Origin of the sequence: Cronobacter turicensis (assembly GCF_041222865.1) — a bacterium.
Taxonomy (GTDB): domain Bacteria; phylum Pseudomonadota; class Gammaproteobacteria; order Enterobacterales; family Enterobacteriaceae; genus Cronobacter; species Cronobacter turicensis.
Window position 1 is genome coordinate 97,897 of record NZ_CP165999.1, and the last position, 19,653, is coordinate 117,549.

The 19,653-nt window shown below is 58.2% G+C and carries 19 protein-coding genes; 8 read left to right on the forward strand and 11 right to left on the reverse strand.

Annotated elements, in window-relative coordinates:
- Window positions 1-6: 6 nt before the first annotated feature.
- Window positions 7-1,206, forward strand: coding sequence for an enolase C-terminal domain-like protein (locus tag AB8W27_RS21455; protein WP_012815801.1), 1,200 nt, complete (start codon window positions 7-9; stop codon window positions 1,204-1,206).
- Here the strand turns inward: AB8W27_RS21455 and AB8W27_RS21460 are convergent.
- Window positions 1,194-1,913 (reverse strand): GntR family transcriptional regulator, encoded by a 720-nt coding sequence (locus AB8W27_RS21460; RefSeq protein WP_041924239.1) that lies wholly within the window; start codon window positions 1,911-1,913, stop codon window positions 1,194-1,196. The two genes, AB8W27_RS21455 and AB8W27_RS21460, sit on opposite strands and share 13 nt — an antisense overlap.
- Before the next feature lie 367 nt (window positions 1,914-2,280).
- On the opposite strand from AB8W27_RS21460, the gene AB8W27_RS21465 reads away from it, so the two are divergent.
- The 4 genes from AB8W27_RS21465 to AB8W27_RS21480 all read left to right on the forward strand — a co-directional run bounded on the left by AB8W27_RS21465 (window position 2,281) and on the right by AB8W27_RS21480 (window position 7,694).
- Complete coding sequence (locus AB8W27_RS21465) at window positions 2,281-3,858, forward strand: sensor domain-containing diguanylate cyclase (RefSeq protein ID WP_041924240.1); 1,578 nt, start codon at window positions 2,281-2,283, stop codon at window positions 3,856-3,858.
- A 636-nt stretch (window positions 3,859-4,494) separates the two neighbouring features.
- Entirely contained in the window at window positions 4,495-4,977 is a 483-nt protein-coding gene (locus AB8W27_RS21470; protein ID WP_012815804.1) for a type VI secretion system tube protein Hcp, read from the forward strand.
- A gap of 18 nt (window positions 4,978-4,995) precedes the next feature.
- A complete protein-coding gene (locus tag AB8W27_RS21475) occupies window positions 4,996-5,934 on the forward strand; it encodes a hypothetical protein (RefSeq protein ID WP_012815805.1) in 939 nt (312 codons plus the stop codon).
- Between the two features lie 284 nt (window positions 5,935-6,218).
- Window positions 6,219-7,694 carry a TrkH family potassium uptake protein gene (locus AB8W27_RS21480; RefSeq protein ID WP_012815806.1) on the forward strand — a complete coding sequence of 492 codons (1,476 nt, stop codon included), beginning with the start codon at window positions 6,219-6,221 and terminating at the stop codon, window positions 7,692-7,694.
- A 56-nt stretch (window positions 7,695-7,750) separates the two neighbouring features.
- Here the strand turns inward: AB8W27_RS21480 and arsC are convergent, their stop codons facing one another.
- From arsC to AB8W27_RS21505, 5 genes are all read right to left on the reverse strand, one after another.
- On the reverse strand, window positions 7,751-8,164 hold the full coding sequence (arsC, locus tag AB8W27_RS21485) for an arsenate reductase (glutaredoxin) (protein ID WP_012815807.1): 414 nt from the start codon (window positions 8,162-8,164) through the stop codon (window positions 7,751-7,753).
- Window positions 8,165-8,208: 44 nt separating this feature from the next.
- Entirely contained in the window at window positions 8,209-9,492 is a 1,284-nt protein-coding gene (locus AB8W27_RS21490; RefSeq protein WP_012815808.1) for an arsenic transporter, read from the reverse strand.
- Between the two features lie 88 nt (window positions 9,493-9,580).
- Window positions 9,581-9,916, reverse strand: coding sequence for a metalloregulator ArsR/SmtB family transcription factor (locus AB8W27_RS21495; RefSeq protein ID WP_041924241.1), 336 nt, complete (start codon window positions 9,914-9,916; stop codon window positions 9,581-9,583).
- An 89-nt stretch (window positions 9,917-10,005) separates the two neighbouring features.
- Window positions 10,006-10,893, reverse strand: a complete 888-nt coding sequence (locus tag AB8W27_RS21500) for a dihydrodipicolinate synthase family protein (RefSeq protein ID WP_012815810.1) — start codon at window positions 10,891-10,893, stop codon at window positions 10,006-10,008.
- Window positions 10,894-10,917: 24 nt separating this feature from the next.
- Window positions 10,918-11,796: a DMT family transporter gene (locus tag AB8W27_RS21505; protein WP_012815811.1), complete on the reverse strand. Its 879-nt coding sequence runs from the start codon at window positions 11,794-11,796 to the stop codon at window positions 10,918-10,920.
- A gap of 91 nt (window positions 11,797-11,887) precedes the next feature.
- On the opposite strand from AB8W27_RS21505, the gene AB8W27_RS21510 reads away from it, so the two are divergent.
- Entirely contained in the window at window positions 11,888-13,222 is a 1,335-nt protein-coding gene (locus tag AB8W27_RS21510) for a PLP-dependent aminotransferase family protein (protein ID WP_041924242.1), read from the forward strand.
- A gap of 60 nt (window positions 13,223-13,282) precedes the next feature.
- Here the strand turns inward: AB8W27_RS21510 and dsbG are convergent, their stop codons facing one another.
- Both dsbG and AB8W27_RS21520 read right to left on the reverse strand, forming a co-directional pair.
- Entirely contained in the window at window positions 13,283-14,038 is a 756-nt protein-coding gene (gene dsbG, locus AB8W27_RS21515) for a thiol:disulfide interchange protein DsbG (RefSeq protein WP_012815813.1), read from the reverse strand.
- Between the two features lie 56 nt (window positions 14,039-14,094).
- Window positions 14,095-14,355 carry a DUF2534 family protein gene (locus AB8W27_RS21520; RefSeq protein ID WP_007767572.1) on the reverse strand — a complete coding sequence of 87 codons (261 nt, stop codon included), beginning with the start codon at window positions 14,353-14,355 and terminating at the stop codon, window positions 14,095-14,097.
- Between the two features lie 604 nt (window positions 14,356-14,959).
- On the opposite strand from AB8W27_RS21520, the gene AB8W27_RS21525 reads away from it, so the two are divergent.
- On the forward strand, window positions 14,960-15,205 hold the full coding sequence (locus AB8W27_RS21525) for a YmjA family protein (RefSeq protein WP_012815816.1): 246 nt from the start codon (window positions 14,960-14,962) through the stop codon (window positions 15,203-15,205).
- Between the two features lie 73 nt (window positions 15,206-15,278).
- On the opposite strand, the gene AB8W27_RS21530 is transcribed toward AB8W27_RS21525, so the two are convergent.
- The 3 genes from AB8W27_RS21530 to AB8W27_RS21540 are packed head-to-tail and all read right to left on the reverse strand — an operon-like array spanning window position 15,279 to window position 18,081.
- The gene (locus tag AB8W27_RS21530) at window positions 15,279-16,037 is read right to left on the reverse strand and encodes an ABC transporter ATP-binding protein (RefSeq protein ID WP_012815817.1); all 759 of its coding nucleotides are present in this window, start codon (window positions 16,035-16,037) and stop codon (window positions 15,279-15,281) included.
- Window positions 16,034-17,074: an iron ABC transporter permease gene (locus AB8W27_RS21535; RefSeq protein ID WP_012815818.1), complete on the reverse strand. Its 1,041-nt coding sequence runs from the start codon at window positions 17,072-17,074 to the stop codon at window positions 16,034-16,036. The genes AB8W27_RS21530 and AB8W27_RS21535 overlap by 4 nt, the downstream gene beginning before the upstream one ends.
- Entirely contained in the window at window positions 17,074-18,081 is a 1,008-nt protein-coding gene (locus AB8W27_RS21540; RefSeq protein ID WP_012815819.1) for an ABC transporter substrate-binding protein, read from the reverse strand. The genes AB8W27_RS21535 and AB8W27_RS21540 overlap by 1 nt, the downstream gene beginning before the upstream one ends.
- A gap of 240 nt (window positions 18,082-18,321) precedes the next feature.
- On the opposite strand from AB8W27_RS21540, the gene AB8W27_RS21545 reads away from it, so the two are divergent.
- Window positions 18,322-19,557, forward strand: coding sequence for an MFS transporter (locus AB8W27_RS21545; RefSeq protein ID WP_012815820.1), 1,236 nt, complete (start codon window positions 18,322-18,324; stop codon window positions 19,555-19,557).
- Window positions 19,558-19,653 lie beyond the last annotated feature (96 nt).

Consider the following 19,653-nt stretch of genomic DNA (forward strand, 5'->3'; position numbering starts at 1 on the left):
TATTTCGTGACGCCTGTGATAATCAAAAATATCGAATGTTTTATTACCCGCCCGGACAGACATAATCTGGTGACGGTTCGTGTAACGACCGACCAGGGCGTGACGGGGCACGGTTGCGCGACGTTCCAGCAACGGCCGCTGGCAGTCAAAACGCTCGTGGAGGAGTATTTACAGCCGCTGCTGACGGGTCGCGATGCGAATAACATTGAAGATCTGTGGCAGATGATGAACGTTAACGCCTACTGGCGTAACGGTCCGGTGATGAACAACGCGATTTCGGGCGTCGATATGGCGCTGTGGGATATTAAAAGCCAGCTCGCCGGCATGCCGCTGTATCAGCTTTTTGGCGGCAAATCCCGTGACGCCATCCCGGCGTACAGCCACGCCAGCGGCGACACGCTGGACGCGCTCTTTGCGTCAGTAGATGCGCTCATCGAAAAAGGCTATCGCCATATCCGCTGTCAGCTCGGTTTTTACGGCGGCACGGCTTCTGGCCTTCATGCGCCGGAAAATCCCACGCCTGGCGCCTGGTTCGATCAGCAGGAATATATGAGCAATACCGTCGATATGTTCCGCGCGCTGCGTGAGAAATATGGCTGGAAGCTACATATTCTGCATGACGTTCACGAGCGCCTGTTCCCGCAGCAGGCTATACAGCTCGCCAAACAGCTGGAGCCTTACCAGCCCTATTTTATTGAGGATATTCTGCCGCCCCAGCAGAGCGCCTGGCTGGAACAGGTGCGCCAGCACAGCTGCGTGCCGCTGGCGATGGGCGAGCTCTTTAATAACCCGAGCGAATGGCACGATCTGATTGTTAACCGCCGTATCGACTTTATCCGCTGCCATGTCTCGCAAATCGGCGGGATCACCCCGGCGCTGAAGCTGGCGCATCTGTGTCAGGCGTTCGGCGTGCGCCTCGCCTGGCATGGCCCTGGCGATATGACGCCGGTTGGCGTGGCGGTGAACACGCATTTAAATATTCATCTGCATAACGCGGCCATTCAGGAGTTCATTCCCCGCTCGGCCATGACGGACAAGATTTTCCCGGGCGCGCCTGAGGTCAAAGACGGCTTTATCTATCCGCCGGTCAACGCCGGCATTGGGGTGGGATTCAACGAGGAACTGGCGCGGGCGCATCCAGTGATGTATCGCCCGCATGAATGGACGCAAAGCCGCCTGCCGGACGGCACCCTTCACACGCCCTGATTCTGGCGGCGGGTTAAGGTGTCACGGTTATAGGGGATGACATAGGTGCAGGTATAATTGATATCAATAATATCGCTCACCTCAAAGACGCGCCCGCCCTCCAGAATGCCGCGATTATTAATGTGCATCGCCGGGCTGCCTTTCTTGCAGCCCAGTAATACCGCCTGTTCGCGGCTCACGCTTACGGCGCGGTAGGTGGTCAGCATGTGGGAAATCGTCAGCCCTTTGCCCAACACATATTGCTGAATGGAATGCTCAATCGCCTGCTGATTCAGGTCGGGAAAATCCGCGACCGGCAGACTGGAAATTTCCAGCTGCACCGGCGCGTCATCGACATAGCGCAGGCGGCAAAAATGCCAGATAAAACTCTCTTCACCGATACCAAAAATCTGCTGCGCCGCTTTGTCCGGGCGCTTTTTATGCAGGCTAAGCATGCGGTAGCGGATTTGATCGAAGCGTTTTTCGGTGATCGAGTTGTATACCAGCGGGTTATTGCGCGCCTGCTCGTTGATCCAGGCGCCTGAGCCCTGAACAATCCGCACGACGCCGATGCTCACCAGTTTTTCCAGCGCCTGGCGAATGGTAAAACGCGAGACGCCATACTCTTCAGCTAACTGTCTTTCCGGCGACAGTTTTCGCGGGCCCGGCGTGGTGTCCTGGTAGATTTTGCTGAGCAGATCCTGGGTCACAAACTCTTTTTTATTCATTACCTTTACCTGCATAACATCGGCGGGCGTCGCAGGGGGTAAGAGTATCACCGGACGGCGTTATTTTCAGTCTGCCGTAAGAAAGTCTGTGGAGTGAATCGCTGTGGGTACGCGTGAGGCGAGCCGTCGGTGAAGGCCGACGGCGCTATCTCACGGGGAACGTGTCGATAACGACCGCTGGCAGCTTATTTTTCATCAGGGAACGCCTGCTGTCTGATCCGTTATCTGTAATGTTACCGTTAACGGTGTGAGCACTTGCTCCATACTGTTAAATTATTGTCACCAGACGGGCTCCAGCCCCTCCAGAAACGGCGGGCAGTACCGATAACCCCTGAAGCAACGTTGGTTATTTCCGGGGAACCGTTTCGTGACTCTCAGGCAGTTTATTTCTTACCGTCTTGGGTTGAGCACTTCGCTTGGCCGAAGCCTGGCTGTCTTACTTCTGTTCCTCCTGGTGGGCGGGATCGGCACGAACATACTGGTGTTTATGCACTCCTGGGACGATGAGATAGCACAGGCGGCAAACAAGGCCGTTAACCTCTCTGTCGCTCAGGTGCGTCAGGCGGAAGACACCTTTATGGCGGTCGGCCAGACGCTTGATGACGTGCGCACTACGGTGGGCGCAGGCCAGGCCTCGACCTACCACAACTATCTGGTGCGGCTGAAAGCGCGCCAGCCGCTGCTCGACGGGCTCTATTTCTATAATGCGCAGGGAATGATTAAAGGCTCATCTTCCGGCATTACAGGCATTCCGGAAGACATTACGCACAAGGATTTTTTCCGCTTTCATGATGAAAATCGCCAGACCGGCATTCATATCGGGCGTGTGATTAAAAGCCTGGCGTCGGATGAACTGGTGATCCCGGTGTCGGTGCGGGTCAACGATCTCAGCGGCGGTTTTGCGGGCGTGGTGCTCGCCACCGTTAAGCTTGAGTACTTCCAGCGCTTTTACAGTTATTTTGAACTCGGCCCGCGCGATATGCTGGCGCTACTGCTGACCGATGGCTCGGTACTTTGCGTGCGTCCTTACGATAAAGCAAAAATCGACATGAATATTTCCGGGAGCCCGCTGTTTACCCGCGAGCTTATCCGGGCCGATCGCGGAACCGGCACCTGGGTGGCGTCGCTGGATCACATCGAAAGAGTATTTGGCTTTGCCCGCACGGAAAAACTGCCGCTGGTGGTGGTCGCCGGTTACGATCGTGCGGAAGTGCGTATGCACTGGCTGCGCAATAATCTGCCGGGCCTGCTCTCCAACTTTATGCTGCTGCTGGGGTTTCTGGTGTTCAGTTCCGTGGTGTTTCGCAAGGTGCGCAGCAGCATTCGCGATCAGCAGGAGCTCAAACAGCTGCGTGACGAACTCCTGAAAGCCAACCAGACCTTTAAATCGATGGCGATGGCCGACAGCCTGACGGGGCTTGCCAACCGCCGTAAATTCGACACCACGCTTGCGAAAGTGCTGGCGGATTCCGCCACGTCAGGAAGCCCGGTATCGCTGATTATGCTCGATATCGATTTCTTCAAGCGCTACAACGACAGCCGCGGCCATGCCGCTGGCGACGCCTGCCTGCGGCTTATCGGTAATACCCTGCAAATGGTGACGCTGCGTACCTGCGATCTGGTGGCGCGTTACGGCGGGGAGGAGTTCGCGATAGTGCTGCCGGAGACGACCGGCGAAGAGGCGCTGGCGCTGGCGCAGCGGGCGGTCAGCATGATCCGGGATAAACATCTGCCGCACCCGTCGACGGATCTGCCGGAGCAGGTCGTGACCATCAGCGCCGGTTGCCATACGGTCAGGGGCAATGGACGTGAAGACGCGTTCAGCGTACTCATCCGCGGTGCCGACACCGCGCTCTATCTGGCGAAGAATCGCGGGCGTAATCAGGCGTTTCGCCTGCCAAATACTATCGCCACCGGCAATGACAAATCCATCTATGCCGCCTGACCCTCTGCTGTCAGACCAGAGGGAAGCCGAAGAAAGACAACGCGCCCCGTCAGGACAGCCTCCTCTGGCGGGGCGTCATTTTTTATGAGCCGCCTTATCCGCTCCAGTTGCAGTACCCTGACAGGCGCTTTTTCGGACGGATTATTGTGGTGGGCTCCCATTAAGATTGCACTGAATTAGCGAAGCGGTATTTTTGATGGCAACTAATAACATTGTTAATATTTCATTTTCTAATGAAAATTGATGTTTAAGATAAATCGCAGGTTCAGTGTTTTCCTTCCGCAAAGACAAGTGTAAAACTATATTGTTTTCAAAGGTATTATTTTGCAGGCAACGTAACGGCAGACAATATGATAATTTTTCCTTATTAATATTAATAAGTCTCTTTGTGGCGCATTTTTGGGCTGGTTTCTTTTTTTTGTGAGCCGCGACACATTCACTCTCCCGTCGGGTGCAATCTTCCGGCAATAAAAATGAAACAAATACACGATATACGCGGAAATAATTCGAATGAGATTCGTCTTAATTTCCGGGGCGGTATTGTTTAGCCTTTTGAATAAATTTACAGTGAAACCGAATTATTTGCCTCCGGGCTCTGCTTATTCTCACCTGCTATCTGATAACAAGGAGTATTACATGGCTATTGATATGTTCCTGAAAGTGGAAGGCGTTACTGGCGAATCTAAAGATGCCAACCATGCCAGCTGGATCGATGTGCTTTCTTTTAACTGGGGCGCAGCGCAGCCGGGAAATATGGCTGTGGGTGGCGGCGGTGGCGCCGGTAAAGTTAACTTTCAGGATTTAGCCGTGCAGGCCATTGTGGATAAAGGCACGCCCGCAATTCTGAAATTCTGCGCCAGCGGTAAGCACGTCAATAAGGTTGAGCTTTCTGTCTGTAAAGCCGGTGGTCAGCAGGTGGAATATTCAAAAATCGTTCTTGAAGATGTGCTGGTAACCCGCACCGAATTTACCGGCGTCGGTCAAACCGATACGGTACTGGTAAATTACTACTTCCAGGCCGCGAAAGTGAATTTCCATTACTGGGAACAGTCGAATCAGGGCACCAAAGGCGCTGAAACCAAAGCTGGCTGGGATATTAAACAGAATAAAGAACTCTGATAAAAAAGGAGTGGCAAGATGGCAGAAATTAACTCCATGATAAATGCCCTTCTTTCCGATCGGTCCCACTTTAATGAACAAGAAATACATACTATTATCGACTTCGTGAATGAACTCGATGATGACATGCTGTATCAGTTTGAAAATGCTGAAGAACGCAGCGTGATGTATAGCTATGAGCAATTACTGGCCAGCTCCCGCCCTGTTGGCGTCAATAACGGCGGGCGCGATCTGGAAATGGGATTACTCAATTCCGGACCGAATAATACTATTCAGAATAACCGGCAGTTCTTTGACCAGTATAATACCCGCGTTCCTCGTATGGGCGGGCGCGGGGGCAACATTTATAATGAAGCCACTAAAATCAGCTATGATTTTGCCGGTAAAATTATCACAGGGCTTGGCGGGATGTTTGGCGCGTCCGCCGGTGTCGCCGCGACGGTCACATCCGGTAGCGCCGCGGCAAACGCGGCTTCGTCCCTGGGCGTGCGCACCGCATTTCTGGCCGCAGGGGGTGTTTGCGGCGTCGTGGGCGGGGTACTGGTGCTCCTGCGCAATACGTTGTCGGACAGACAGACGGCGAATAACAAACGCTTTCTGGAAACCGTCAAAAAAGCCGTGAAAGTGCGTAATAAAGTGAATAAGTTTTTCGAAGAGACCAATAACAAGGTGGTGAAAGATCCGGCAAAGGCGAAAACACAGCTTGATTCCGGTCTGGCCTCACATCCGGCCCGCTTTGCGGCAGGCCCTGGCGGCTCGACGGTTTACGCCGATTTGTCGCCGGTCGAAAAACTCATCACCGAGGATTTCGCGACGCAGCACTATGATATCCGCTCAAAAGTGGTTATCAGTCGTGGCAATCCGTGGCACATCACGCTCAATACGCTGCGCGGCGGCACTAAGCAGTTTTCTCAGGAAGAGATGACCGTTCTGCAGAATATCGCAAGCCGGTTGTAAATGTGCGGCATGCGACGGGCAACCGTCGCTGTTGCTCTTTTTTTGGCGGTCCCGGCCAGGCCCGCATGCTTCCGTTATTCTCCTCAGGCTCATCATGATGAATCATAACCGGCGCAACATATGGCGCTGTCCCACTGCGCTGAACGCTACCCGCCGTACTTAAAGGTTTCTTTGCGCGTATCCTGGCGATACCCGTCACAGCGGCGGTGATTTTTTTACAACATTTTTATACGAGGGGCGGTTTAATAAGAGGATCTGTCAGTAGAATCTTTTGAGGCCTGGTTTTGCTACCGCACGCTCCTGCAAATTCTTCACGTCCCGCCATTGTCATCCATCTGTGTGGTTTTCTGGTGTTGCTCTACAGCTTTTCGATGCTGCCACCGATGCTCGTCGCGCTGTTTTGTAAGGATCGCAGTTACTTTTCCTTTCTGGTGACTTTCGTCACTTTCTTTGTGCCAGGTTGCGCCGCATGGCTTGCCACACGCCGCCAGATAGCGCCGCTTAAAACCCGCGACGGTTTTCTGATAATCGTTCTGTTCTGGATACTGTTTTCCCTTATCAGCGCGATGCCGTTCTGGCTCGATAACGCGCTCGGCCTGAACGCCGCGCAGGCGCTTTTTGAAGGCGTATCCGGGATAACGACGACGGGCGCCACCATCATGAATGATGTGAGCGGGCTTCCGAAGGCTTATCTTTACTACCGCGCGCAACTCAACTTTATCGGTGGTCTGGGCGTTATTGTCCTCGCGGTCGCCGTGCTGCCGCTGCTCGGAATAGGCGGCATGAAACTGTATCAGTCGGAGATGCCCGGCCCGTTTAAGGAAGAGCGCTTAACGCCGCGTCTTGCAGATACGTCGCGCACGCTCTGGCTTACCTATGTCTTGCTGGGAGCCGCCTGCGCCGTGGCTTACCGGATAGCGGGTATGCCGTGGTTTGACGCGCTGTGCCACGGGCTTTCTACCGTCTCTCTCGGCGGGTTTTCCACGCGCAATGAAAGTATTGGCTTTTATGACAGTTATCCGATCGAACTGGTGGCGGGGCTGTTTTCACTGTTATCCGCGGTAAATTTTACCGTCTGGTTCGTCGCCTTTACCCGGCGAACTTTAAAACCCTTTCGCCGCAACGCCGAACTGCACTTTTTTCTTCTGGTCACGCTGATTATCGTGCTGCTGACCGCCTGGCAGGTCTGGCATAAGGGGATGTACGACCTGACAGGCAGCCTGGTTCATGCCTTCTTTCTGGCAAGCTCAATGATTACTGACAACGGCCTTGCGACGTCAGACTATGCGAGCTGGCCTGCGCACACTATCGTCATGCTGTTGCTGGCGAGCTTTTTTGGCGGCTGTGTGGGCTCAACCTGTGGGGGCATTAAAGCGCTGCGCTTTCTGATCCTGTTTAAACAAAGCCGTAATGAGGTGCATCAGCTGGCGCATCCGCGGGCAATCCTCAGCCTGCATATCGGTCAGAGCGTCGTGAATGAGCGTGTGCTGCGCTCGGTATGCAGCTTTTTCTTTCTCTACATGCTGGTCAGCATTCTGTTTATCTGGGCGCTAACTTCAATGGGATATGATCTGTTAAGCGCCTTCGGTACGGTAGCCGCCTGCATCAATAATATGGGGCTTGGGTTCGGCGTGACGGCGGCGAGCTTCGACACGCTCAATGACGGCGCGAAATACCTGATGTGTCTGGCGATGATTCTGGGGCGGCTTGAGATCTATCCGTTCCTGATCCTGCTCTCGCGGTTTTTCTGGCGCGCCTGAGCCCGGCGGTCAACGGCTCCGCCTGAAAAGGAGCCGTTGATTAAGGTTCAACTGCATCAGGGCGCAGGCGGAATGACAATCTCGCCATCTTCTTTGGTAAACGGGCCTTGCTGCGGATCGGGCAGAAGGGCCAGCACCGCTTCTGAGGGACGGCACAGCCGGGTGCCAAGCGGCGTCACTACGATCGGACGGTTAATCAGTATCGGGTGCGCCAGCATCGCGTCCAGCAACTGCGCATCACTGATTTTCTCATCGTCCAGCCCGAGCGCCTGATACGGCTCGACATTTTTACGCAGCAGCGCCCGCACGCTAATTCCCATCTCCGTAATCAGCGTTTTCAGTTCGTCGCGCGTCGGCGGCGTGTCCAGATAAAGAATAATGGTCGGCTCCACGCCGCTGTTGCGGATAAGGCCAAGCGTGTTGCGCGAGGTGCCGCAGGCCGGGTTATGGTAAATCGTAATCGGGGTCATCAGGATTCTCCGTCAGGGCGCGTTTTGCCGCACCCTGGACCAGGTTAAAAAGAGAGACGCAGGGCGAGGGCGGCAAGCGTCACCAGCAGCACCGGCAACGTCATGACAATACCGACCCGGAAGTAATAGCCCCAGCTCATCGCAATATTTTTCTGCGCCAGCACATGCAGCCACAGCAGCGTGGCGAGGCTGCCGATTGGCGTAATCTTCGGGCCTAAATCGCAGCCGATGATATTCGCGTAAATCATGGCGTCCTTAACGACGCCCGTGGCGGCGCTGCCGTCAATAGAGAGCGCGCCGACCAGCACCGTTGGCATATTATTCATTACAGAGGAGAGCGCGGCGGTCAGAACGCCCGTCCCGAGCGTCGCGCCCCAGATCCCGTGCTGCGCGAAGAGGTTAAGCAGGGTGGAGAGATAACCGGTCAGCCCGGCGTTGCGCAGGCCATACACCACCAGATACATGCCCAGCGAGAAAATGACGATTTGCCACGGCGCGCCTTTCAGCACTTTGCGCGTATCGATAACGTCTCCCTGACGCGCGACGAGCCAGAGCACTACCGCCGCCACGGCGGCGACCAGACTCACCGGCACGCCAAGCGGCTCCAGCGCGAAAAAGCCCACCAGCAGCAACACCAGAACCAGCCAGCCGGTCATGAAGGTACGCCGATCGCGGATTGCCGTCTGCGGCGCGCTAATTTTCTCACGATCGTATGTCGCCGGAATGGCTTTGCGGAAAAACAGGTGCAGCATCACCAGTGAAGCCGCTACCGAGGCGAGGTTTACCGGCACCATCACGGCGGCGTAATCGCTGAAGCCGAGCGAGAAAAAATCCGCCGTCACGATATTCACCAGATTCGAGACCATCAACGGCAGGCTGGCGGTATCGGCGATAAAACCTGCCGCTATCACAAACGCCAGCGTCGCGCCGCGGCTGAAGCCGAGCGCCAGCAGCATCGCGATAACGATGGGGGTGAGGATCAACGCCGCGCCGTCATTGGCGAACAGCGCCGCCACCATGGCGCCCAGTAAAATTATCAAAGTAAACAGCCGGGTCCCTTTACCGTTGCCCCCGCGCGCCACGTGCAGCGCCGCCCAGCGGAAGAAACCGCACTCATCTAACAGCAGGCTAATGATAATCACGGCGATAAACGTCGCAGTGGCGTTCCAGACAATATCCCATACCACGGGAATATCGCTGATGTGCACCACGCCGGTGAGCAGCGCCAGCGCCGCGCCCGCCGATGCGCTCCAGCCAATGCCGAGCCCTTTCGGCTGCCAGATAACCAGAACCAGGGTCAGGATAAAAATCGTACCCGCCAGAAACATACCGCTCTCCTTGACTGAACAAACACGGCTTTTGCGCCGAAGTAAGAACTAACAAATATGATAAATCATATATGTACAGGAAAATTTTTTAGCCGCAATGTCTGCCGTTTGACGCGCTTTGCGCGACCAGAGACGCGATGACCTCCCGCTGGCATAAAAACGCCTGTTCGATCACTGCGGCAGCCCAGGCGGGCATGTGCGGCGAAAGCCGGTAGTGGATCCATTTGCCGTCGCGGCGATCGCTGAGAAGACCGCTGTCGCGCAGCAACGCCAGATGGCGGGAGATTTTAGGCTGGGAGAGGTTTAACGTGGCCGAGAGCTCGCAAACGCACAGCTCGCCCTGCGCGCGCAGCAGCAGCGCCAGATGCAGTCGGGTGTCGTCAGCAAGCAGTTTAAACAGCTGTAGCGGTGTAAGCGACGCCATATAGCCCTCTATAAATCGTGGAGGGCAGTGTGGATCGCTCAACGCGTGGCGTCAACAACATATTCGATTTAACGAATATGTCTGGCGGATTAGTGATAGTCCCGCTGTGCCAGCACCGTCTGCAACTGCGCGCGCGCCTCGCCCTGCAGGCTCAGCAGCGGCTCCGGCAGGCAGGGCGCCGCGACGCGCCCGGACAGCTCCGCGGCCGCCGCAATGACCCGCAAACTGCCGTGACGGCGGAACAATGTCCAGAGCGGTTCAAATGCCCCGTTGAGTGCGGCGGCCTGCGCCGCGTCACCCGCGAGCGCGGCGTCGGTCAGCGCGCGGATGTCGCGCGGCCAGAGCCCGGCGGTGACCGAACAGAACACATCGGCGCCCGCCAGCAGCGCATCGGCGGCCTGATGATCGCCACTGGTGCCAAGGGTGACGGTGGCCGGGATCTCGCGGCGCAACGCGGCGATTTTCGCTGCCGCCCCGGCGGCATCGCTGAACGGGCTGAGTTTTATCGAGCCGATGTTAGGCAAGCGCGCCACGGCGCACAGTAAGTCCTGGGTAAAGGTGAAACCCGTGGTGGCAGGGTTATCATAAATACACAGCGGCACCGAGACGGCGCGCGCGACACGCTCATACAGCCGGTATGCCTCTTCCTGGCTGAGCGGCTGATAGGAGAGCGGCGCGAGCAGCAGCCCGCGCGCGCCGGCGCGCTGGGCGTCATCGGCGAGATCCAGCATCTCTTCCAGACGCAGCGCGCTGATGCTGGTCATAACCGGAATATCGCCTGCCGCGTCTGTGGACAGCGCCGTGAGGCGGGCGCGTTGCTCGCGGGAGAGGTAGGCATAGCTGCCGGTAGAGCCGAGCGGCGCGATGACATTCACCCGCGCCGCCGCCAGATTTTCAATCAGCGACACAAAAGTTTTTTCATCTGGCTTGCCATTAACGAGCGGCGTCAGCGGAAAAGCAGCGAGACCCTTAAACATAATGCTTCCTTATTCAGTTAATCATCAGCGCGCGAATTTTTTTGAGCACGCCACACAGAGGATCACTCCCAGCGTCACGGCCAGCATCAGCGGGCTGACGTGTTCATTCAACAGCGTCGCGGCGAGCGCGAGGCCGAGAAACGGCTGTAACAGCTGAAGCTGTCCGACAGCGGCGATCCCGCCTGCGGCCAGCCCGCGGTACCAGAATATAAAACCTATCAGCATACTAAAGAGCGATACATAGGCCAGCGAAATCCAGGCCGCAGGCGCCACCGCGCTGAACGTGGCGGGGCGCGTCAGCCAGGCGGCGCCCGGCATCAGCGGCAGCGCGAGGATCAGCGCCCAGCCGATCACCTGCCAGCCGCCGAGCTGACGCGACAGCGCCGCGCCTTCCGCATAGCCTAAACCGCACAGCGCCACGGCGGCCAGCATCAGCAGGTCGCCCCGTAACGAGACGCGCACCTCGCCGGTGAGGGCAAAGCCCGCCACCAGCAGGCTCCCCATAACGGAGAAGATCCAGAACGCCGGGCGAGGGCGTTCGCCGCCGCGCAACACGCCGAAGAGCGCCGTCGCCAGTGGCAACAGACCGATAAATACCATCGAATGCGCCGAGGTCACGTGTTGTAGCGCCAGCGCGGTCAGCAATGGAAAGCCCACCACCACGCCTGCGCAGACGACGGCAAGCGACACCGCCTGCCGCGGCGTCGGGCGCGTTTCCCGGCGCAGCATCATCAGCAGCAGCGCCAGCCCGCCTGCGATGGTGGCACGGGCGAACGTCAGAAAAAACGGCGAGAAATCCAGCACCGCGACGCGCGTGGCGGGCAGCGAACCGCTGAAAATGACAACGCCCAGCAGACCATTCAGCCAGCCTGCCCACGGGCCCGGACGGGACGGATTTTCCATTTCACTCTCCTGATAAACCGCTCACATTGACGACTGCCAGTGTAGGGCGCTAGATTCATGACAATCAAAAAATTGTCATGGATACATTACCGTGAAAGCGCGCTACAAAGTTCTCGTCGATCGCTACGCTGCGGCTATCCGCAGCGGTGAGTTAACCGCAGGCGCAAAGCTGCCGACGCACCGGCGGCTGGCGGCGGAACACCATGTCTCGCTCGCCACGGCGACGCGCGTCTATGCCGAGCTGGAGGCGATGGGACTGGTGAGCGGCGAAACGGGGCGGGGCACGTTTGTGCGGGATATTGCGCTGCCGCCGGGGCTGGGTATCGATCAACACGCCGTAGCAGCGGATGCGCTGGATCTGAGTTTTAACTATCCCGCGCTGCCGGGACAGGCTGAACAGCTGCGGGACGCGTTGCGCCAGCTGGCTTCGGCCGGGGATATTGACGCGCTGTTGCGCTATCAGCCCCACGCCGGGCGGGCGAAAGACCGGGAGACTATCGCCGCGTATCTGGCGGGCGCAGGGCTGAATACCGCTCCTGAGAACGTGCTGGTGGTGAACGGCGCGCAGCATGGCCTCGCCGTGACGGTAATGAGCCTGCTGCGGCCCGGCGATGTCGTGGCGGTGGACGCGCTTACCTATCCTGGTTTTAAAGTGGCCGCGCAGTTGTGTCATTCTGAGCTGGCGGCGGTGCCCTGTACCCCGCAGGGGCCCGATCTGGCGGCATTGCAGGCGCTCTGTGAAAAGCGTCGCGTGCGGGCGGTTTACACGATGCCGACGCTGCATAACCCGCTCGGCTGGGTAATGACGCCGCGCCAGCGACGGGCGCTGGTGGCGATCGCCCGGCAATACGATCTGTTACTCATCGAAGACGCGCCTTACGCCTGGCTGGTGAAGCCCGCGCCGGTGCCGCTCGCGGCGCTGGCGCCGGAGAGAACGGTGTATGTTACGGGGTTTTCAAAGAATATCGCGACGGGCCTGCGCGTCGGCGCGGTGGTCTGCCCGCCGCGTTTTCAGAGCATCTTCGAGCGCACCATCCGCGCCACCGCCTGGAATACGCCTGCGCTGATGACGACGCTGGTATGCGACTGGCTGCGTGACGGCACGGCGAACCGGTTTGAAGTGCTGAAGCGCCGTGATGCGCGGGCGCGCCAGCGTATCGCCCGGGAGGCGCTGGCGCCGCTTGAGATCATGAGCCACCCGTCCTCTTATTTTCTCTGGCTGCCGCTTCGGGAAGGCGTACGGGCCGAGCAGGTGGCGCAAAAACTGCTGCAGAAAAAGATTTCGGTATCCACCGCCGAGCCGTTCAGCGCCTCGCTCCATACGCCCCACGCGATACGTCTCGCGCTCGGCTCTTTACCGCTGGAGACACTGCGCAAGGCGCTCGACACGATCCGGGAAACGATACTGTATGAGGAGAATCTGTAGCGCCACGAGGCTGGGCTAAGCGTTGCGGTGGAGGGCCACCCGCAAAGGCGGCCCTTTTTATTACTTACAGGCTACCAGATCGGCCATCTGTTCAGGGTCAGGCAAACCGACGATCTGCTGGAGCAGCTTGTCTTTGTTCAGATAGTAAATCGCGGGCGTACCGTTCGCGCCCAGTTGCGCCATCAGTTGCTGGTTATACTGGATCTGCTTAAACGCTGCGGGCGAGGTTTTCTCCGGCAGCGCCGGTTTGGTCTTACCGGCTGAGCTTTCCAGCGCCTGCCAGGTTTTTTGCGGATCGTCAGAGGCCAGCACCGCCGCGGCATAGCGCCCGCTGTCCGGGCGGATCACGCCCACCAGCAGGGTTTTCAGGCTAATGCTTTTATCCTTGAGGTGCGGCTGCGCCTGCTCCCAGAACTTGTGGCAGTAAGGGCAGAAGGGGTCTGCGAAGACCACCACCTTGCACGCGGCCTGGTCACTGCCTTCCTTAATGCCCTTCGCCTGATCCAGCGCTTTCCACATTTCGCGGCCCGCCGGGATATACAGCTCGTCGTTAAAGAGCTTTTCGCTGAGATTATTCCCCTTCTCGTCATACATATAGCCAGCGATGACATGCTTTTTATCCGGCGTCAGATAAAGCGTCACGCCGGTGTCCTGATATTTCCCAAGCCAGGCCTGGACACCGCCGGGCGCGCTAAAGGGTTTGATAATCGTAATGCCCTGTTTCTCCATCTGTTTGACCGGCTCTGGTAAATCGTCAGTCTGCGCCTGCGCATGGAAAGCGGCGAGCAGAGCGCCCGTCATCAGCATCTTTTTCATTGGCTATCCTTATTTATCGCCTGAGAGGCAGCCGCGCCGGCGTTATCCAGCGCGACTCAGCCGCGATCGTCTTTCGGCCCCAGAAAGTAGAATGCGAAGGGAAGCGAGATAATAAACGAGAACGGCACGCTGTAAATCAGCACCCAGGCGCCCTGCATGATAAACATCGAAGAACTCCACTGTTCCATCGGCATGTTGTACTGCTCTTCAACCCCCTCAAACGTGACGCGTGAGACGACCGTCAGTACGGTGATGAATACAATCACCAGCGCCGTCAGAAATTTTTTCCCGTCGGGGGTGCGCAGTTTTTCCAGCATGATGCTCTCCGGTTTGTTTTTCCCGCAGTGAGCGTGCGTTTGTGCCGGGTGGCAAGGCCATATGGTTGCATAAACAGCGGGAATGAAAAGTGGCGCAAGTGTATCGTAAATGGCGGGTAAATGTTACGGTCCGGAGGTGTATGTGGCGGCGCGAGGGAGACTTTTAATGGTGCGTGTAATCTATCTTATGTTAAATAAACACATTGCCGCGGTAATTTCAGGTTAATCCGTTGTCTCTCATTTCCCAGGGAACACGATTGAAAGAGCCAGTAACCCTGACTCAGAGAAAGAAAAATATGCCCGTCTCCTGTGGGAAAATGATTTCAGAAGCTGACATCCAGCGTCTGGAAAAAACATACCGCCTCAGATACCCGATCATGATGAGTGCGGAAATCTTTACAGGCTAAGCGACACGTTTACTGCATTTTTTGAAATGATTTCCGAACAAACGCTTGCGCACGGAATGCACGTCAATCGTGACCTGTAACATCCCTGACTGACGCCGCCGCGCCATTTTCCGCGCCAGCGCGCAGCCAGAAATGGTACTATCTTACTCATAACGCCCTGTCCCGGCAGGCATTAACACCACCATCAGGAACGCCTTATGAGTAATGATATCCCGATCAAGTTTTATGACATCGCTGACGAGTACGCGACGGAAACGGCGTTGCCGGTAAGCGACGCGGATCGCGATCGCCTGGCGCACTACTTTCAGCTGTTGATCACCCGTTTGATGAATAACGAAGAGATTAGCGAAGAAGCGCAGCACGAGATGGCGAGCGAAGCGGGCATCGCCGAAGCGCATATCGATGAGATTGCGAACTTCCTGAACCAGTGGGGCAACGAGTAACGCCCCTGCGCCACTCAGTCTCAGCGAAAAGAAACGGCCCCTGTGCGGGGCCGTTTTGCATTACCGTTTTTAACTACACAAAGTGGATGTGCTTCTTGCCGTGATGCGGCGAAATTTCAATGCGCGCCTCTACTTTAAATACCTCGCGAAGCATCGCCTCCGTCAGCACGTCATCCGGCGTCCCGCTCGCCACAACCTGCCCGCTCTGCATCACAATCAGCGCGTCGCAGAACATCGCGGCGTGGTTGAGATCGTGCAGCGCCACAATGCTTGTCACCGGCAGCTCGCTGATGAGCCGCATCAGGTGCATCTGATGATGAATATCGAGATGGTTGGTCGGTTCATCCAGCAAAATCTCGCCGGGCGACTGCGCCAGCGCGCGGGCGATGTGTACGCGCTGACGCTCGCCGCCGGAAAGATGCTGCCACCCTTCGTCGCGGCGGTCGAACATGTCCACGCGCTCCAGCGCCTGGCGCACGATCTCGTCATCCTGATGCGTCCAGGGCGAGAGCGGCGAATGGTGCGGAATACGCCCGAGCTTCACCACGTCGCGCACCCGAATATTGGCGTCCGTCATCGCGTGCTGTTCAACGAACGCCACGCGCTGCGCCAGCTTTTTCCTGGACAACCGCGCGATGTCGCCCTCGTCCAGCAGCACCCTGCCCGCATCCGGGCGGCGGAGCCCGGCCAGAATGCGCAGCAGCGACGATTTTCCGGAGCCGTTCGGGCCGAGCAGGCCGAGCGTCTGCCCGGTCGGCACGCTCAGCGACACGTTATTCACGATGCGCTTTTTGCCTGCCGACCAGCTGATATTTTCCGCGCGGATGCTCATGAGAATCTCCTTGAGCGATACAGGATCACCGCAAAGAACGGTACGCCGACCAGCGCGGTCACCACGCCCACCGGCAGGCTCTGCGGCGCTATCAGCGTGCGCGAGGCGATATCCGCCAGCACCATCAGGATAGCGCCCATCATCGCGCAGGCAATCAGTAACCGGCGATGCAGCGGCCCGAAGAAATAGCGCATCACGTGCGGCACCACCAGCCCGACAAAGCCAATTGAGCCCGCCATACTGACGATGGCCGCCGTCATCAGCGCCGTCACCGCGAAGAGGATCAGGCGCACGTAACCGACCGGAATGCCGAGCGAGGCCGCGGCATCATCGCCAAAGGTAAAAGCGTCCAGGGCTTTGGCGTGCCACAGGCAGACTGCCAGCCCAAGGACAACGACCGCCAGCACCAGTTGAAACTCCGGCCAGCGCACGCCGCTGAAGCTGCCGAGCAGCCAGAACATGACATCGCGCGCCTGCTGGGCGCTGGCGGCGGTGCTGATGGTATAGGCAGTAATCGCGTTAAAAAGCTGAGAGGCGGCGACGCCTGCCAGGATGGTGCGTTCATTGCCGCCGCGCGCGCCGTTGGTCAGGAGGGCGACGAACGCAAACGCGGCGAACGCGCCGGTAAACGCGCCCGCAGAGAGCGATACCGCCCCGCTGCCGATGCCGAGCACCACGACCGACACCGCGCCGGTCGACGCCCCGGCGGATACGCCGAGCACGTACGGTTCCGCCAGCGCGTTTTTCAGCAGGCTTTGCAGCACCGCGCCGCAAATGGCCAGCCCCGCGCCGCTACATGCGGCCACCAGCGCCCGGCTGAGACGGAAATCCCAGATGACCGTCTCATGGATGCGGTTGAGCGGAACGGTTGTCAGCCCGAGTTTATTGGTCACCGCCGCAAAGGTGGTTTGCAGAGGAATGGAGAGCTCGCCGATGCCCACGCTCAGCGCGATCACCAGCGCGAGCACAACCACAGAGAGCGCCAGCCATATCAGCGCAGGCCAGCGTCGGGTGACGGTTAAAGAGACTTCCGCCATCAGTTCAACCCGAGCTTCTCAAGCTGCGCCGCCACCTGCTCCGCGCCGTAGAGCGTGCGGATGGTCGGGTTCATCGCCTGGCCGTCCATCACCACGATATGGCCCTTTTTCACGGCGTCGAGCTGACTGACCGCTGGATCGGTTTTCAGAAACTGGATTTTCGCGTCGGCGTTATCCAGCGCCCAGCGGTTGCGGTCGAGGCTTGAAACAACAATCACATCCGGGTTGGCGGCGATGATGCTCTCCCAGCTGAGCGTCGGCCACTCGCTTTCAGAGGTAATCGCGTTATGACCGCCCAGCAGGTGCGCGATGTAGCCTGAGGCGCTGTTTTTGCCGCCGACGTAGGCGTCTGCCGACGGCGACGCGCTGGAGAACCAGAAGAGATATGAGAGGTTTTTATGATTTTTGCCGAATTTCGCTTTCAGGGCCGCTTCGCGGGCTTTGAAATCTTTGGTCAATGCTTCGCCGCGCGACTCCACGTTGAAAATTTTCGCCAGATCGTCAATCTCTTTATACAGCAGCGTCATATCCCACAGCTGTTTACGGCTGCCGTAGATGTCGCGGGTATCTTTGGTGGTGACGCACATACCCGGCGAGAGATAACTGTTCACACCCACCGCCGCGAAATCTTCACGCTTCGCCACTTTGCTGTCCGGGCCCAGCAGCAGCGGGAGCTGTGCGGCGACAAAATCCGGGTTCTGCGCGAGGATCGACTCCAGCGTCGGGATCTCGACCGTCAGCAGTTTGACTTTTTCATTCTGTTTCGCGAGCTGCGGCAGGACTTTTGTGGGCCAGAAAGCGCTGGCGGCCATTTTGTCTTCCAGACCGAGCAGCAGCATGATCTCTGCGGTGTTCTGCCCGAGCGCCACCACGCGCTCCGGCGCCTGGGTGAAAGTGACTTTCATCCCGCAGTTATCAAGGGTCAGTGGGTATTGCGTGGCCAGGACGGGGGCCGAGGCGGCGCAGAGCAGGCCGAGCGCCAGCGCGGTTTTGACTAAAGCATTCATCAACATCAACCTTAACGTGTTTTTATCGCCGCGTGCCGCATGGAAATGGTTACGGGCCGGACAAATTAGAATATGTATTATGTAAATGAAAATCATTCTTAAGAGGAGGTCTTATACCGGGGCAGTTATGCGAAGTCAATATCGTCTCGCCGTCGGTTTTCGTCAGGCAAAAGTTGCCACAGGCGGCGCAAATATGTTTTAAGAGAGCCCTTACTTTTTCTGAACAGTTATGCGGTCTTCATGTCCACTCACGCACCCCCTGCCGCGAGGCACACTTCTCCTTATCTGCTCTCCGCCAGCCAGCTGGTGTTTAACATCGGTTTTTACGCGGTGGTGCCGTTCCTGGCTATCTATCTGCGCGACGACATGCTGCTCTCCGGCGGGCTTATCGGCGCCATCATCGGGCTGCGCACGTTTTCGCAACAGGGCATGTTCCTGCTGGGCGGCGCGCTTTCCGACCGCTACGGCGCGCGCGCCATTATTCTGTGCGGCTGCGTGGTGCGCATTACGGGCTATCTGTTGCTGGCGCTGGGCGGCTCGCTGTGGGCGGTGGTGCTCGGCGCGTGTCTGACGGGCGTCGGCGGCGCGCTGTTTTCGCCGTCGATTGAATCGCTGCTGGCGCAGGCCGGTACGCGCAGCGAGGCGGAAGGCAAACGCAGCCGCGCCGAGTGGTTCGCGCTGTTTGCGGTGTGCGGCGAACTGGGCGCGGTGCTGGGCCCGGTGCTTGGCTCGCTGATGGCTGGTTTTGGTTTTAAAACGATGGCGCTGGCGGGCGCGGGCGTGTTTATCGTCGCGCTGGCGGCGCTCTTTGTACTGCTGCCCCGCACGCCGCATCGCGATGGGCCGCTGCACATCGCGCCCTGGTGGCAGACCTTTCATCAGCCGCGCTTTGTGGCGTTTATCCTCGCCTACAGCGCCTATCTTTTCAGCTACAACCAGCTGTACCTGGCGCTGCCGGTGGAGCTGCGCCGATCCGGCAGCAGCGATGCCGCGCTCGGGCCGCTGTTTATTCTCGCGTCGCTGTTGATTATCACGCTGCAACTGCCGCTCGCGCGCGTCTCGCGCCGTATCGGGGCCGCGCGCATGTTGCCGCTGGGTTTCGGGCTGCTGGCGGCCTCGTTTGTCAGCGTGGCGCTGTTTGCCCCGCTCCCGCCCTTTGCCGGCTGGCTGCGGCTTTTGCCTGCCGCCTGCATGGTGACGCTCCTGACGCTGGGGCAGATGATTATCGTCCCGGTGGGTATGGATCTCGTCCCTCGCTTTGCCGCGGGCCGTAATCTGGGCGCGCACTACGGCGCGCTGGCCTCAATGGGCGGCGTGGCGGTGCTGGCCGGGAATTTCCTGCTGGGCGGCACACTGGATAACGCGCTGACGCCGGGCGCGCAGGCAGCGGTGCCGTGGCTCCTGCTGGCGGTATTCCCGCTGTGCAGCGCGCTGGCGATGGCGGTGTTATGTCGCTTTTACGCGCCAAAGGGGTAAGGCGCGTCGTCTGGTTATTAAATGCCCATAGCCGCGCTGGCTCACGTTTTTCAGGAGGATATATTGAGCTGGTGAATAAAAGTGCTAAGGTGAGAT

Excerpts from the sequence above, each read along its gene's own strand:
- AB8W27_RS21460 (WP_041924239.1), bottom strand. The coding sequence starts at position 1,913 with ATGAATAAAAAAGAGTTTGTGACCCAGGATCTGCTCAGCAAAATCTAC.
- AB8W27_RS21470 (WP_012815804.1), top strand. The coding sequence starts at position 4,495 with ATGGCTATTGATATGTTCCTGAAAGTGGAAGGCGTTACTGGCGAATCT.
- AB8W27_RS21475 (WP_012815805.1), top strand. The coding sequence starts at position 4,996 with ATGGCAGAAATTAACTCCATGATAAATGCCCTTCTTTCCGATCGGTCC.
- arsC (WP_012815807.1), bottom strand. The coding sequence starts at position 8,164 with ATGACCCCGATTACGATTTACCATAACCCGGCCTGCGGCACCTCGCGC.
- AB8W27_RS21490 (WP_012815808.1), bottom strand. The coding sequence starts at position 9,492 with ATGTTTCTGGCGGGTACGATTTTTATCCTGACCCTGGTTCTGGTTATC.
- AB8W27_RS21495 (WP_041924241.1), bottom strand. The coding sequence starts at position 9,916 with ATGGCGTCGCTTACACCGCTACAGCTGTTTAAACTGCTTGCTGACGAC.
- AB8W27_RS21500 (WP_012815810.1), bottom strand. The coding sequence starts at position 10,893 with ATGTTTAAGGGTCTCGCTGCTTTTCCGCTGACGCCGCTCGTTAATGGC.
- AB8W27_RS21505 (WP_012815811.1), bottom strand. The coding sequence starts at position 11,796 with ATGGAAAATCCGTCCCGTCCGGGCCCGTGGGCAGGCTGGCTGAATGGT.
- dsbG (WP_012815813.1), bottom strand. The coding sequence starts at position 14,038 with ATGAAAAAGATGCTGATGACGGGCGCTCTGCTCGCCGCTTTCCATGCG.
- AB8W27_RS21520 (WP_007767572.1), bottom strand. The coding sequence starts at position 14,355 with ATGCTGGAAAAACTGCGCACCCCCGACGGGAAAAAATTTCTGACGGCG.
- AB8W27_RS21525 (WP_012815816.1), top strand. The coding sequence starts at position 14,960 with ATGAGTAATGATATCCCGATCAAGTTTTATGACATCGCTGACGAGTAC.
- AB8W27_RS21530 (WP_012815817.1), bottom strand. The coding sequence starts at position 16,037 with ATGAGCATCCGCGCGGAAAATATCAGCTGGTCGGCAGGCAAAAAGCGC.
- AB8W27_RS21535 (WP_012815818.1), bottom strand. The coding sequence starts at position 17,074 with ATGGCGGAAGTCTCTTTAACCGTCACCCGACGCTGGCCTGCGCTGATA.
- AB8W27_RS21540 (WP_012815819.1), bottom strand. The coding sequence starts at position 18,081 with ATGAATGCTTTAGTCAAAACCGCGCTGGCGCTCGGCCTGCTCTGCGCC.
- AB8W27_RS21545 (WP_012815820.1), top strand. The coding sequence starts at position 18,322 with ATGTCCACTCACGCACCCCCTGCCGCGAGGCACACTTCTCCTTATCTG.